At 68.1% G+C, this 12,909-nt stretch carries 12 protein-coding genes; 2 read left to right on the plus strand and 10 right to left on the minus strand.

All coding sequences use genetic code 11. The features are described 5' to 3' along the window. Positions 1-25 precede the first annotated feature (25 nt). Positions 26-913: a LysR family transcriptional regulator gene (locus J3367_RS07225; RefSeq protein WP_024349430.1), complete on the minus strand. Its 888-nt coding sequence runs from the start codon at positions 911-913 to the stop codon at positions 26-28. A 127-nt stretch (positions 914-1,040) separates the two neighbouring features. Between J3367_RS07225 and J3367_RS07230 the strand changes: the two genes are divergently transcribed. Beyond that, entirely contained in the window at positions 1,041-2,540 is a 1,500-nt protein-coding gene (locus J3367_RS07230) for a CoA-acylating methylmalonate-semialdehyde dehydrogenase (protein ID WP_024349431.1), read from the plus strand. A gap of 70 nt (positions 2,541-2,610) precedes the next feature. On the opposite strand, the gene J3367_RS07235 is transcribed toward J3367_RS07230, so the two are convergent. From J3367_RS07235 to J3367_RS07260, 6 genes are all read right to left on the minus strand, one after another. Further along, complete coding sequence (locus J3367_RS07235) at positions 2,611-3,798, minus strand: OpgC family protein (RefSeq protein ID WP_230788957.1); 1,188 nt, start codon at positions 3,796-3,798, stop codon at positions 2,611-2,613. A 40-nt stretch (positions 3,799-3,838) separates the two neighbouring features. Then, the gene (gene mdoH, locus J3367_RS07240) at positions 3,839-5,632 is read right to left on the minus strand and encodes a glucans biosynthesis glucosyltransferase MdoH (RefSeq protein WP_421460580.1); all 1,794 of its coding nucleotides are present in this window, start codon (positions 5,630-5,632) and stop codon (positions 3,839-3,841) included. Positions 5,633-5,696: 64 nt separating this feature from the next. Further along, on the minus strand, positions 5,697-6,014 hold the full coding sequence (locus J3367_RS07245; protein WP_024349434.1) for a hypothetical protein: 318 nt from the start codon (positions 6,012-6,014) through the stop codon (positions 5,697-5,699). Further along, positions 6,011-7,573: a glucan biosynthesis protein gene (locus J3367_RS07250; RefSeq protein ID WP_024349435.1), complete on the minus strand. Its 1,563-nt coding sequence runs from the start codon at positions 7,571-7,573 to the stop codon at positions 6,011-6,013. Before J3367_RS07250 ends, J3367_RS07245 begins: the two co-directional genes overlap by 4 nt. Before the next feature lie 178 nt (positions 7,574-7,751). Further along, a complete protein-coding gene (locus tag J3367_RS07255; protein ID WP_162142648.1) occupies positions 7,752-8,714 on the minus strand; it encodes an aldose epimerase family protein in 963 nt (320 codons plus the stop codon). Between the two features lie 94 nt (positions 8,715-8,808). Continuing rightward, positions 8,809-9,297 (minus strand): MarR family winged helix-turn-helix transcriptional regulator, encoded by a 489-nt coding sequence (locus J3367_RS07260; RefSeq protein ID WP_029702777.1) that lies wholly within the window; start codon positions 9,295-9,297, stop codon positions 8,809-8,811. A gap of 280 nt (positions 9,298-9,577) precedes the next feature. On the opposite strand from J3367_RS07260, the gene J3367_RS07265 reads away from it, so the two are divergent. Further along, a complete protein-coding gene (locus tag J3367_RS07265) occupies positions 9,578-9,988 on the plus strand; it encodes a dihydrofolate reductase (RefSeq protein ID WP_024349438.1) in 411 nt (136 codons plus the stop codon). Between the two features lie 15 nt (positions 9,989-10,003). Here the strand turns inward: J3367_RS07265 and J3367_RS07270 are convergent, their stop codons facing one another. The 3 genes from J3367_RS07270 to pabB are packed head-to-tail and all read right to left on the minus strand — an operon-like array spanning position 10,004 to position 12,841. Further along, positions 10,004-10,864, minus strand: coding sequence for an aminotransferase class IV (locus J3367_RS07270; RefSeq protein ID WP_024349439.1), 861 nt, complete (start codon positions 10,862-10,864; stop codon positions 10,004-10,006). After that, positions 10,845-11,441, minus strand: coding sequence for an anthranilate synthase component II (locus J3367_RS07275; RefSeq protein WP_024349440.1), 597 nt, complete (start codon positions 11,439-11,441; stop codon positions 10,845-10,847). Before J3367_RS07275 ends, J3367_RS07270 begins: the two co-directional genes overlap by 20 nt. Continuing rightward, a complete protein-coding gene (pabB, locus tag J3367_RS07280) occupies positions 11,438-12,841 on the minus strand; it encodes an aminodeoxychorismate synthase component I (protein ID WP_024349441.1) in 1,404 nt (467 codons plus the stop codon). Before pabB ends, J3367_RS07275 begins: the two co-directional genes overlap by 4 nt. Positions 12,842-12,909 lie beyond the last annotated feature (68 nt).

The raw sequence follows: 12,909 nt of genomic DNA on the forward strand, positions 1-12,909 counted from the left end.
CGAACCCTCGGGGACGATGGCTCTGTCAGCCGGCGGCGAAGGCGGCCCGCTCGGCGCTGACACAGTCGCGGATGAAGTCGGCGACGGCGGCGATCCGCCGGATGTCGCGGACGCTCTCGTGATAGACCAGCCAGTAGCTGCGATGGATCGTCTCCTCCGGCAGGATGCGCGTGAGCTGGGGGCGGTCGGCGGCCATGAAGCCGTGCAGGATGCCGATCCCGGCGCCGGCCGCCACGGCCTCGGTCTGGCCGATCGCGCTCGACACCTCGTAATGCGCCGGCCAGTGGGCGACGATGTCGGTGTGGTAGGCGAGCCGTGGGCTGTAGAGGAGGTCCTCCACCGCGCCGACGAGACGGTGCCGGCCGAGCTCGGCCAGCGAGGCCGGGGCGCCATGGGCAGCGATGTAGCCGCGTGAGGCATAGAGACCGAGCGCATAGTCGGTGAGCTTGCCGGCGACGAGCCGCCCGGCCTCGGGGCGGGCGACGGTGATCGCGATGTCGGCTTCGCGGCGCGAGATCGAGAAGGCGCGCGGCACCGGCACGAGCTGGACGGTGAGGTCGGGATGGCGTTCGGTCAGCCGCCAGAGGCGGGGGGCGAGGAACGCCGTGCCGAAACCGTCGGGCGTTCCCACCCGCACGGTGCCGGAAAGCGCCAGTTCGGTGGCGCCGATATCGGCACGCGCCGCCAGCATGACCGCTTCCATGCGCTCGGCCTGTTCGAGGAAGTCGCGGCCGGTGGGCGTCAGCTCGCAGCCATTCGGACGCCGGTCGAGAAGCCGGGCGCCGAGGGCCGTTTCGAGCGCCGTCAGCCGCCGGCCAACGGTCGCGTGATTGAGTTCCAGCCGCCGCGCGGCTGCCAGGATCTGGCCGGCCCGCGCCACCGCGAGAAACAGCCTGACATCGTCCCAGTTCACGTCCGTTCCTCTCCAATCCGCGCCCAGGACTTCAATCTACGCACAACGGATGCGCAAAGCGAAGGATTGGCTTTCACTGCCGCCTGCGCGAAGACTGAGGGCAATACCCGCAACAGGAGGAAACCGGATGGAACAGATCGGACATTTCATCGGCGGCAAGCGCGTCGCCGGCACGAGCGGCCGCACGGCCGACGTCTTCAATCCGGCTACCGGCGAGGTCCAGGCCCAGGTCGCGCTGGCAAGCGCCGACGAGCTGACCGCGGCGGTCGCGAATGCCAAGGCGGCGCAGCCGGCCTGGGCGGCGACCAACCCGCAGCGCCGCGCCCGCGTGATGATGAAGTTCGTCGAGCTTCTGAACCGCGACATGGACAAGCTGGCCGAGGTGCTGTCGCGCGAGCACGGCAAGACCATTCCCGACGCCAAGGGCGACGTGCAGCGCGGCCTGGAGGTCGCCGAGTTCTGCATCGGCGCGCCGCATCTCCTGAAGGGCGAGTTCAGCGAGGGTGCCGGCCCCGGCATCGACCTCTATTCGATCCGCCAGGCGCTGGGCGTCGTGGCCGGCATCACGCCGTTCAACTTCCCGGCGATGATCCCGATGTGGAAGTTCGCCCCGGCGATCGCCGCCGGCAACGCCTTCATCCTGAAGCCGTCCGAGCGTGACCCGTCGGTGCCGATCATGCTGGCCGAGCTGATGATTGAGGCCGGCCTGCCGGAAGGCATCCTCAACGTTGTCAACGGCGACAAGGGCGCGGTGGACGCGATCCTCGACGATCCGGACATCCAGGCCATCGGCTTCGTCGGCTCGACGCCGATCGCCCAGTACATCTATTCGCGCGGTTGCGCGAACGGCAAGCGCGTCCAGTGTTTCGGCGGCGCCAAGAACCACATGATCATCATGCCGGACGCCGACATCGACAAGGCGGCCGACGCCCTGATCGGTGCCGGCTACGGCGCGGCCGGCGAGCGCTGCATGGCCGTGTCCGTGGCCGTTCCGGTCGGCAAGGAGACCGCCGACCGCCTGATGGAGAAGCTGATCCCGCGGGTCGAGGCGCTGAAGATCGCGCCCTATACGGCCGGCGACGACGTCGACATGGGACCGCTGGTCACCCGCGAGGCGCAGCAGCGCGTGCTGGGACTCATCGACCGGGGTGTCGAGGAGGGCGCCAAGCTTGCCGTCGACGGCCGCGGCTTCAAGATGCAGGGCTACGAGAACGGCTTCTTCGTCGGCGCCTGCCTGTTCGACGACGTCACCAAGGACATGGACATCTACAAGACCGAGATCTTCGGCCCGGTCCTGTCGGTGGTGCGCGCCAAGGACTATGAGGAAGCGATCGACCTGCCGATGAGCCACGAATACGGCAATGGCGTCTCGATCTACACCCGTGACGGCGACGCCGCCCGCGACTTCGCCAGCCGCATCAATATCGGCATGGTTGGCGTCAACGTGCCGATCCCGGTGCCGCTGGCCTACTACACCTTCGGCGGCTGGAAGGCCTCGGGCTTCGGCGACCTCAACCAGCACGGCCCGGACGCCTTCCGCTTCTACACCCGCACCAAGACGGTCACGAGCCGCTGGCCGTCGGGCATCAAGGACGGTGCCGAGTTCGCCATGCCGGTCATGCGGTAAGGACCGATCCAGACGACAGAATGCAGAACGGGCGCCATCGGCGCCCGTTTTCGCATGTCGGGAAAGACTGTCAGACCGGGCGGCGTGTCTTGAGGATCGGCGTCAGCGGCTCGTCCGGCGTGGCCATGGCGCCGCGTGCGCTCTCGGCGGCCGCCTCGCTGCTGCGCACCGTGACCTTCTGGGCAACGCGCCACCAGTCGAGATAGCGCGCGAGGCCGAAGAGGATCGCGAGACCGGCCAGCACCATGGGCGTGTCGAACCAGATCGACGGTTCCGAACCATGCTTCAGCACCTGGCCGCACAGTGACAGAACGGTGCCGACGGCGAAGACCGGCAGCGAATGGCGCCCCAGCATGGTGAAGATGTTGTCGCGCGAGATGTTGGCGAAGGGCGAGGTCGCCGCGGCATTGGCGAAGAGGTAGCAGATCGCCATCACGTGCAGGAGCCGGGTCAGGCTGACATAGGTCTTGTCGAAGCCGGTGATCAGCACCGGCAGCGGGCTCTGGCCCCAGATCCACCACAGGCCGAAGCGGATGGTCAGGAAGGCCAGCAGCGCATAGGCGAGCGCCAGCGCGTAGAGCCACGGCCGGTACGGCACGGCGACACCGGTCTCGCGGCGGTTCAGGCCGCAATAAAGGCCGACGGCGAAGATCAGCTGCCAGGAGAACGGATTGAAGAACCAGCCGCCGGGCAGCGGGAAGGCCGGCACGTCAATCGCCCAGACATAGGCCACGATCCACATCAGGACGGCGCCGGCGAGCATCGCGCCGCGGCTGATCTGCGCCAGCGCCAGATGCAGCGGCAGCATCAGCAGGAGCACGCAATACATCGGCAGGATGTTCACATAGCCGAGCTGGTGGCCGAGGCCGGCAACGCCGATCATCGTCTCCATCGGCATGGTGATGAAGGAGCGCAGCCCGATCGTGCGCATCATGTCGCCATAGCCGAGCGCCAGCGCCGCCCAGGAGAAGATGCCGATGGCAGCCACGGTCAGGGTGATGTGGACGAGGTAGAGCACGCCCGCCCGGCGCCACGCCTTCAGCGTCGCCGCGACCCGTTCGCCCGCCAGGAACAGCGGGGCATAGGCATAGGCCGAGGCGAAGCCCGCCAGAAAGACGAACAGTTCGGCCGCGTCGGAGAAGCCGAAATTGCGGGAGGTGAAGTTCTCCCAGACATTGCCCGGGATGTGGTTGACGAAGATCATCGCGAGCGCGATGCCGCGCCAGAAGTCCACCCGGTAATCGCGGGGTGACTTCAAGGCAGTACGGGTGACAGCGGTCATCGTCTCGGGGGCAGCCTCATGCGGGATCGGGCAGCACCGGTGCCACCGACACTGTGGCTTTCTCAAGGTCGCCGCCGGCCGAAAGACGGGCCAGCCGCTCCTGCCAGAGGGCATAGCTGCGGATCACCGGCTCGGGATCGGACTCGAAGGGGGTCTCGAACAGGCGCTGGCGACGCACCCAGTCGCCCAGCGCCGGATTGCCGGTGGCGCTGATCAGGACCGGGGCCGCGACGAGCGGCAGCGCGATCGGCAGGGTCCACAGGACGAGGTTCGGGGCGTAGTTGATCGTGGCGAAGAGCACGAGGCCGCCGGCCAGCACCATCCACCAGCTCGCCTTGAAGGCGGCGTCGAGCGGCAGGCTGCCGTCAGCGCGCTCGGTCGAGGGCCAGCCGGCATCGGCGCCGATCAGGATCTCGGCCACGGCCTTCGACTGGAACATCATCATCACCGGGGCGAGGATGCTGGTCATCACCAGCTCCGCCGTCGCGCCGGCCAGCACAGCGAGCGTCCCGCCGAACCGCCGGCGCCGGGCGGTGAAGGCGCTGCCGACCGCGATCAGCGTCTTGGGCAGAAGCAGCAGCACGAAGATGCCGAAGAGCAGGAGCAGCGCCTTGCCGGTCTCGGGCCGCGGGAACACCGGGAACAGGGAATCGGCCGGGAAATAGTTCGGCTCCGGCGCCAGGATCGGGTCGAGCAGGCTGACGATCAGGAACATCAGCCAGATCGGCGAGGCGGCATAGGCCATGATCCCGCTGGCGAGGGAGACACGGCTCCACAGCTTCAGCCCCGGCGCGGCGAGGAGCTTGCCGTGCTGCAGATTGCCCTGGCACCAGCGGCGGTCGCGCTTGGCATATTCGATGATGTTGGCCGGGGCTTCCTCGTAGGAGCCTTCGAGGTCCGGATCGACCTGCACCTTGTAGCCGGCCCGCGCCAAGAGCGCCGCCTCGACGGAATCATGGCTAAGGATATGGCCGCCGAAGGGCGGACGGCCGTGCAGGTCGGGCAGGCCGCATGACGCCGCGAAGGCACGCACGCGCAGGATGGCGTTGTGGCCCCAGAACGGCCCCTCGCGGCCCTGCAGCACCGCGATGCCGCGCGAGAAGACCGGCGAGAACAGGGCTGCGGAAAACTGTAGCGCACGGCCGAACAGGGTGCGCCGGCCGATGATCAGCGGCTGGGTCTGCAACAGGCCGAGTTCGGGGTCGCCATCCATCCGGGCGGCCATCTCCACCATGGTCTCCGGCCGCATCAGGCTGTCGGCGTCGAGCACCAGCATGTAGTCGTAGGCGCCGCCGCTGGTGGTGACGAAGTCGGCGATGTTGCCGGCCTTGCGGCCGACATTCTTCTCGCGGTTGCGGTAGTAGAGGCGGCCGGCCGCGCCGAGTTCGGATAGCAGCATATCGACGCCGCGCCGTTCGGCGGCGACGTTCTCGGCCCGGGTGGAATCGCTGAGGATGTAGAAGTCGAAGGCATCGAGCCCGCCGATGCTGCGCAGGCCCTCATACATGGCACCGACGCGCGCCAGCACAGCCTCCGCGTCCTCGTTGTAGACGGGAACAAGGATGGCGGTGCGGCTGACATGGCCGGGCAGCGCCCGGCGGCGCGGCGGCGCGCCGGACGACATGATGCCGGCCAGCGCCATGTTGAAGCCCCAGGCGAGCCAGAGGCAGCACAGCACGAGCAGGCTGATCTGCACGATGTGCAGATAGGTCACCCCGTTCACCGTCACGACGATGAAGAACAGCGAAGCTGCGATCGCCGCCAGCACGACGGAGGCCAGGGCGAAGAGAAGACGCTGAGCCGTGATCAACGCGGTGTCCGTCGGTGAGATGGTGCCACGGCCCGGATCACACCGGGCCGTTCAGGCATGGTGATCAATTGCGGTCGGCGGAAAGGCGGCCGAGCGAGATCGTCGGGAAGCGCAGCGGCCGGCCAGTCAGCGGCTGGATCGGCATTGTCAGCCGCGCCACGGGCGGCGGGACGGCGACCGTGCGCACGAAGGCCAGCGACGCCGCATCGCCCTGCATGGCAGCGGCCAGCACGCGTTCGGCATCGTCGGCGCGTCCGCTCGCGGCAAGGCGCGTGCGCACGGCGTCCAGTACGACATCGTCGTCCAGATCGGCCCGGCCGATCAGCCGGCCGGCATTGGTCTCCTGCATGGAGCGGCGGTCTTCCGTTGCAAAAACGGTCATGTCCTGTTCGTCCATTGATAGAGCCACGTCTCACTGACAATGCGCTGCAGCATCGAAAGTTTCACGCGAAGTTCAGCAGGCTGTGAATCGGTCTTCTCGAGTTCCAGGGCGACGCGCCAGCCGCCATTGGGCAGCCGCGCGATTCCCGAATGGATCAGCCGGGTGTTGTCCGGCACGTCGATCAGGGGCTCGATCTGGGCATCAGCGGGCAGCTTGGCAATGCTGCCGCCCTCGAAATTGATGGCGATGCGATGGGTCGACAGGTCGGCATCCGCCGCGTTGCCGCCGACGCCGATGAAGGTGCCGGTGACCTTGGCCTGGTTGTCCTCGGGCTCGACGTCGAGGCCCCAGTGCATCCGGTAGCTGAACTCCATCGCGCCGCCGGCTTCGGCCTTGGCCTCGGGCACCCAGAAGGCGACGATGTTGTCGTTGGCTTCCGAATCCGTCGGGATCTCGACGAGCTCGACGGTACCCTTGCCCCAGTCGCCCAGCGGCTCGATCATCAGCGACGGCCGCAGTTCGTACCGGGCCTCGATGTCCTCGTAATGGGAGAAGTCGCGATCGCGCTGCAGGAGGCCGAAGCCGCGCGGACTGGTCTCCTGGAAATAGGACATCGCCAGGTTTTCGGGGTTCTTCAGCGGCCGCCACAGCTTCTCGCCATCGGCCCGGCGAATGCACAGGCCGTCGCTGTCATGGACCTCGGGGCGGAAGTCGTCGCGACCGAAGCGGTCGTTCTCGCCGAAAGTGTACATGGATGTCAGCGGCGCGATGCCGACGCGGTTGACGTCGGTGCGGAAGAACAGCCGGGTGGTCACGTCGATGGTGGTCTGCGGGCCCGGCGTGATCAGGAAGGAATAGGCGCCGGTGAGGCTCGGGCTGTCGAGCTCCGCCATCAGCCGGATGCGCGAATCGCCCGGCTTCGGCGCGTCGATGTAGAAGGCGCTGAAACGCGGGAATTCCTCGGTCTCGCTGGTCGCCGTGTTGATGGCGAGGCCGCGCGCCGACAGCCCGTAGCGGGTGCCGGTGCCCAGCGCGCGGAAATAGCTCGCGCCCAGGAAGGTCACCAGCTCGTCGAAATAGTCCGGCCGTTCGATCGGCGCATGGATCCGGAACCCGGCGACGCCGTCCAGCGGCAGGTCCTGGAATTTCGAGGGATCCAGCGGCGGCCGGTATTCGAAGTCCGACGGCGCGAAATCGTGGCGATTGTAGACGCCATTCTGCCCGACGAAGACCTTGGTTGTCTCCTTGAACACCCAGCCTGGATAGAAGGCCTGCAGGTGGAACTCCACCGGCTCGGCGCGCCACAGGGCGTGGTCCGGCCGGAAGCGGATCGCCCGGTGCTCGTCGTAATTGAGGTCGAGGATTTCCTGCGGCAGCTCGTTGGCCGGCGCGCTGTAGGATTCCCCGGCGCGCTGCTGCATGCGCGCGGCCAGCTCATCGAAGGTGAACGGCGCATCGGGCGCGCCGACGGTTGCCGGCTGGCGGGCCGGCGGCGTGGGAGCCTCCGTCTCCTGGGCAAAGCCCGGACGGGGCAGAAGCGCTGCGAGGGTGAGGGCCACACCTGTCTTCAGCGCGGTACGGCGGGACGCAAAACTCTTGTGATTCACGGGCTGCTTGTGAGTTTGAGAACAGACACGAAGGCGTGAGCATAGGCACAATTGCGGCGATTACATAGCCGCCGCGCACAGGCTTGTAGGCCCGGATGATGAACGCTTCCTGACGAGGGCAGGGCGTGTGTCAGCCGGCGGAAAAACGGTAGAGGCTGTGATGGCGATAGGTCTCGCTCGGCCGCAGGATCGTCTGGGGAAACTCGGGCCGATTGGGCGAATCCGGCCAGCCCTGCGGCTCCAGCGCCAGGGCCGAGCGGCTGCCGATCGGCACCCCGCCATGGCCCATGATCGAGCCATCCAGCTTGGCGCCGTCATAGACCTGCAGGCCGGGCTCGGTGGTAGAGAGCGCCAGGGTGATGCCGCTCGCCGCGCCCGCGAGCCGGGCGGCAAGGCGCGGCGCGGCCTCCGGCGCATCGGCCAGGCAGAAATTGTGGTCGAGCGGATCGGGGGCCTCGCCCACCAGCCGGCCCGCGCCGAAGTCGAACGGTGTGTCCGCCACCGGTGCAATCGCCCCGGTTGGAAGCGCCGCGGCGTCGATCGGCAGATAGCGATCCGCCGTCAGCGTCAGCCGGTGGCCGCGAATGTCGTCGCTGCCGTCGAGATTGAAGTAGAAATGCGTCGTCAGATTCACCGGGGTCGGGCGATCGCTGGTCGCCTCGTAGCTCACCGACAGCGTCTGGTCCGGCAGGATCGCGAAGCGGGCGGTGATGTCGACGGTCCCGGGATAGCCCTCGTCGCCATCGGCCGACACGAGGCTCAGGGTCAGCGCGTCCGGGGCGCGCTCGACGATGGTCCAGATGCGCGTCGAGAAGCCCTTCGGACCGCCATGCAGATGATTGGGCGGGTCGTTGCGGGCAAGCTGGGAGCCCCGGCCGTCAATGGTGAAGCGACCTTCGCCGATCCGATTGGCGAAGCGGCCGATGGTGGCGCCGAGATATTCGCGGTTGCCGGCGGTGTAATGCTCGGGGTCGGCGGCGCCGACGACCAGCGAATGGGCAAATCCGTCGAGGTGAACGGCCCGGACCGCTGCGCCGGCTGTCGCGATCTCGGCGCTGAGGCCGCCGCCGGCAATCGTCACGAACTCGCTCATCGGCATTGTCCCCTCCGCTGCCGCAAGCCGGCGATCGCGGAATAGGCAGTGCCGGGGCGCGCGTCAATCGAGCGCCCGCGTGGCAGCCGCGCGCCTAGCGCAGGCGTCGCAGCTTCTGGGTGAGGATATCGCCGGTGCGCGTCAAGGAACTCTGCAGCACCTGCAACTCGTCCTGCGTCAGGGACTGGGCGAGGTCGATCTCGAGCCGCTGCCAGACGTTCCGTACGGTCGCCTGCACCCGCTCGCCATCCGGGGTCAGCTGCACCATCGTGCGGCGCGCATCGGCACTGTTGGCCGAGCGGGCGACGAGCCCCTTCTCGATCAACCGGTCCAGCATCTTGGACACCGTCGAGGGTCGCACCGAAAGCTGTTCGGCCAGCGCCGACACGCTGACCGGGGCAAGGGGATCGAGACGGTCGAGGAGCTGGTCCTGGCCGGGGTGCAGTCCGATATCGGCAAGAAGCAGGGCGAGAAAGGCCCGGGTGGACTTGGCGATCGACAGGAGCGACGGCACGATCACCGGCGTCATCATCGTCGAAGGATCGGTGTGGACCGATGCTGTTGTCTGTGTGTTCGTATCCATGATCCCGGTTAACCGTTAGCCGAGGGCCGGTCCTTAAACTGCTATATTCTTCGCACGAAAAAGACAGCCATACATAGTATCCGCAAGGCTGGCAGTTCGTGGCGCGCGACGGGCGGCCGGCACGGCCCGAACGTTGCTGACGCGGGGTCCGCGGTGTTTCTCGAACGAGAAATTCCGCGATCGGTTCCCGGTGAACAATGGTCTCGCCACGCCGAATCGGGCATCAGTCCACAACCGGAGCGCGTCGTCGGTCGACGTGCGGCACAGAGGAGCGGGACGCATGCCCGACGTCAGGGTCATCTGCGCGATCGGCCGGAGCGGACAACTCGGCCTCGATGGCGGCATGCCGTGGGAGGGGCGTCCCGAGCGCGTCTACACCGAGGATGTCGAGCGCTTTTTCGAGATCACCCGCGGTCATGTGCTGATCGCCGGGCCGAAGACCGTTGCCTCCTTCCCGGACTTCGCCCGCAAGGACCGCACCATCGTGGAAATCCGCTCGGCCGACGATCCCCAGACGGTACTGGAGAGCTTCGGCGAGCGGGTGGTCTATATCGGCGGCGGCCCGGCGGTCTGGGACGTCTATGCGCGCTATGTGCGCCACTGGGACATCAACACGCTGCCCTATGACGGCGAGGCCGATACCTGGTTCGATCCGGCCTGGCTCCTGGCCGGCGGTACCACGCAGCGCTGAGGCGGGCGGCTCGGTTCAGCCGGGCAGCACCGCTCCGCGCTCGCGCGGATCGACGCCGCATTCCTCCGCGATGGCAGCGCAGAGCCCTTCCATCAGCGCGCGCAATATCGGGGCCGGCATGGCCGGCGCCGGCCCATCGAGGCTGGCCGGCGCGACGAGGCGCAGGCTGTTGGTGAGGACGATCTGACCCGCCGCGAGATCGGGGAGCGTCAGGGGCCTTTCGACCGCCGACATGCCGAACGCGCCGGCATTGTCGAGGATCCAGCCCCGCACGATGCCGTCGAGGACGCCGTCGTCGCGTGGCGGCGTGACGATCTCGGTCCCCGCCAGGACGAAGACATTCGCCAGCGCCGAACAGGCGACACGGGCCGCCCCGTTGAGGAACAGCGCCTCGTCGGCGCCGGCCTGCCTTGCGGCATGGTTGGCAAGGACGCTGTCGAGATAGGCCAGCGATTTGACCCGCGCCGTCGGCGAGGTCTCGTTGCGGCGGATATCAGAGACCTGAAGCCGCAGCGGCGCGAACATCATCGCGGCGGCGAGCGGCGCCGTGGTGCCGATCAGCGTCGGCTGCGGATCGGCGGGAAAGGCGAGGCCGCGTGCGCCGGGGCCGCGGGTCAGCGTCAGGCGGATCGCCCCGTCGCCGCGTCGCTCGGCCAGCGCCGTCATCGCCAGTTCAAGCGCCGCGCGGTCCGCCGGAATGGCGAGGCTGGCCGCTGCGGCCATCAGCCGGTCGAGATGGGCCTGTTGGCGAAACACCCTGCCGCCGAGAACCAGCGACGTGTCGAACACCCCGTCGGCAAGGGTCAGGCCGCGGTCGTTCGCGGCAACGGCACCGGGGGCCGGCGCAAAGCCGCCGTCAATCCAGATCTCGTCCACGCCAACGCTCCGCCAGGGACAGGAAATTCTCGAAGATCCGCTCGCCGCGATCGGTCAAAACGGATTCGGGGTGGAACTGGATGCCCCAGGTCGGGTGCGTGTGGTGCGACAGGGCCATGATCTCGCCCTCGTCCGAACGGGCGTCGATGGCGAGGTGATCGCGCATCGCCGGCGTTTCCTCGACGATCAGCGAATGATAGCGCCCGACCATGGTCGGTTGTGGCAATCCGTCGAAGAGGTTCGCCGCGTCATGGGCGATCCGCGAGGCGCGGCCGTGCATGGGCTTGAGGGCCCGGGTCACGGTGCCGCCAAAGGCCTCGCCGATGACCTGATGGCCGAGGCAGACGCCGAGGATCGGCACGCGGCCGGACAATTGCCGCACCAGGTCGAGCGAGATGCCGGCCTCGCGCGGCGAACAGGGCCCTGGCGAGATGATCACCGCCGATGGCGCGAGCGCGTCGATCTCCGGCAGTGTGACGGCATCGTTGCGCACGACCTCGATGGCGCCGCCCAGCCGTTCGAGATAGCGGGCGACGTTGAAGACGAAGCTGTCGTAATTGTCGACGACGAGGATCATCGCGGATTGTCCTTCGCACCGTTCCCGTCGTCCGCGTCGAAGGCCGCGAAGACGCGGGTCGCCTTGGTGAAGGTCTCCTCGTATTCGGCCGCAGGGTCCGACAGGACGGTGATGCCGCCACCGGCCGACAGCCGCGCCGTGCCGGCCTCGAAGCTGACGGTGCGGATGGCGATGTTGAGGTCCATCGCCCCGTCGAAGCCGAGATAGCCGATGGCGCCGCAATAGGGGCCACGGGCGGTGTTCTCGATCTCGGTGATGATGTCCATGGCCCGGATTTTCGGCGCGCCGGTGATCGAGCCGCCCGGAAAGGTCGCCGCAATGAGGTCGCCGGCGGACCGGCCCGGCCGAAGTGTTCCGGTCACCACCGAAACGAGGTGATGGACCGAAGCATAGCTTTCGAGGCCGCACAGCACCGGCACCTCCACGGATTCGGCCGTGCAGACGCGGGAGATGTCGTTGCGCAGGAGATCGACGATCATGACGTTCTCGGCCCGGTCCTTCTCCGAGGCCAGCAACGCCTCTGCCAGGGCGCGGTCTTCCTCCGGGTCAGCGGAGCGCTTCGCCGTGCCCTTGATCGGGCGGGTTTCCACCGTGTCACCGTCGCGTTTCAGGAAGCGCTCCGGCGAGGAGGACGCGATGGCGAGGCCCTCATGCTCCAGATAGGCGCCGAAGGGCGCGGCATTGGTCCGGCGCAGCCGCAGATAAAGGGCGAAGGGATCGAAGGCGTCGGGGAGCCCGGCGGTGAAGGTCTGGGCGACATTGGCCTGGTAGATGTCGCCGGCCAGGATGTAGTCGCGCACCTTCTGGATCGCCGCCCGGTAGTCGTCGGCAAAGAAATTGGAGCGCCAGTCGAGGCCGCCCGGCCGTGCGCCTGTGCCGAGCGCCGGCGCCTCGGTCTCCAGCGCGGCCCGGAAGCGGGCGATGCGCGCCCGGGCCGGGGCGTCGTCGCTTTCGCCGGCCCGGCGCGCGCCGATCACGAAGGCGCGGTCGGCTTCGTGGTCGAAGGCGAGAACCGTATCGTAGAGATCGAAGCGCAGGCTGGGCTTGGCTGGGTCGAGATCGGCCGGCGCGGCGAGCGTTTCCAGATGCCGGGCGAATTCGTAACCGATGAAGCCGATGGCACCGCCCTGGAAAGGCGGCAGATCGGGATGCGTTTCCTGGCGATGCGCGGCGAGGACCGCGTCGAGTGCCGCCAGGGGCGGGCCGTCGAGGCGGTGCCCATCGAGCATCGCACCGCCCGCATCCACCGTGAACGCGGCGAAGGGCGCGGCGGCGACATAGGAATAGCGCCCCAGCGTTTCGTGGCGCATGGCGCTGTCGAGAAACGCCAGGCCGCCGAGGGACCTCAGCCGGGCCGCTGCGATCTGCGGCGCAAGGGGAGCGATCTCGTCATACACCATCCCCGGCAGATGCCCTGATCTCCGGCGCGCCGTCAAACCGGTTTCGCGGCCTCGACCCGGCCGCCCTG

It is taken from the genome of Aurantimonas sp. NFXS3 (assembly GCF_049132005.1).
GTDB lineage: Bacteria > Pseudomonadota > Alphaproteobacteria > Rhizobiales > Rhizobiaceae > Aurantimonas > Aurantimonas coralicida.

Bases quoted from the DNA above. Each gene is read 5' to 3' on its own strand.
- J3367_RS07230 (WP_024349431.1), top strand. From the start codon at position 1,041: ATGGAACAGATCGGACATTTCATCGGCGGCAAGCGCGTCGCCGGCACG.
- J3367_RS07245 (WP_024349434.1), bottom strand. From the start codon at position 6,014: ATGACCGTTTTTGCAACGGAAGACCGCCGCTCCATGCAGGAGACCAAT.
- J3367_RS07255 (WP_162142648.1), bottom strand. From the start codon at position 8,714: ATGAGCGAGTTCGTGACGATTGCCGGCGGCGGCCTCAGCGCCGAGATC.
- J3367_RS07260 (WP_029702777.1), bottom strand. From the start codon at position 9,297: ATGGATACGAACACACAGACAACAGCATCGGTCCACACCGATCCTTCG.
- J3367_RS07265 (WP_024349438.1), top strand. From the start codon at position 9,578: ATGCCCGACGTCAGGGTCATCTGCGCGATCGGCCGGAGCGGACAACTC.
- J3367_RS07275 (WP_024349440.1), bottom strand. From the start codon at position 11,441: ATGATCCTCGTCGTCGACAATTACGACAGCTTCGTCTTCAACGTCGCC.
- pabB (WP_024349441.1), bottom strand. From the start codon at position 12,841: ATGGTGTATGACGAGATCGCTCCCCTTGCGCCGCAGATCGCAGCGGCC.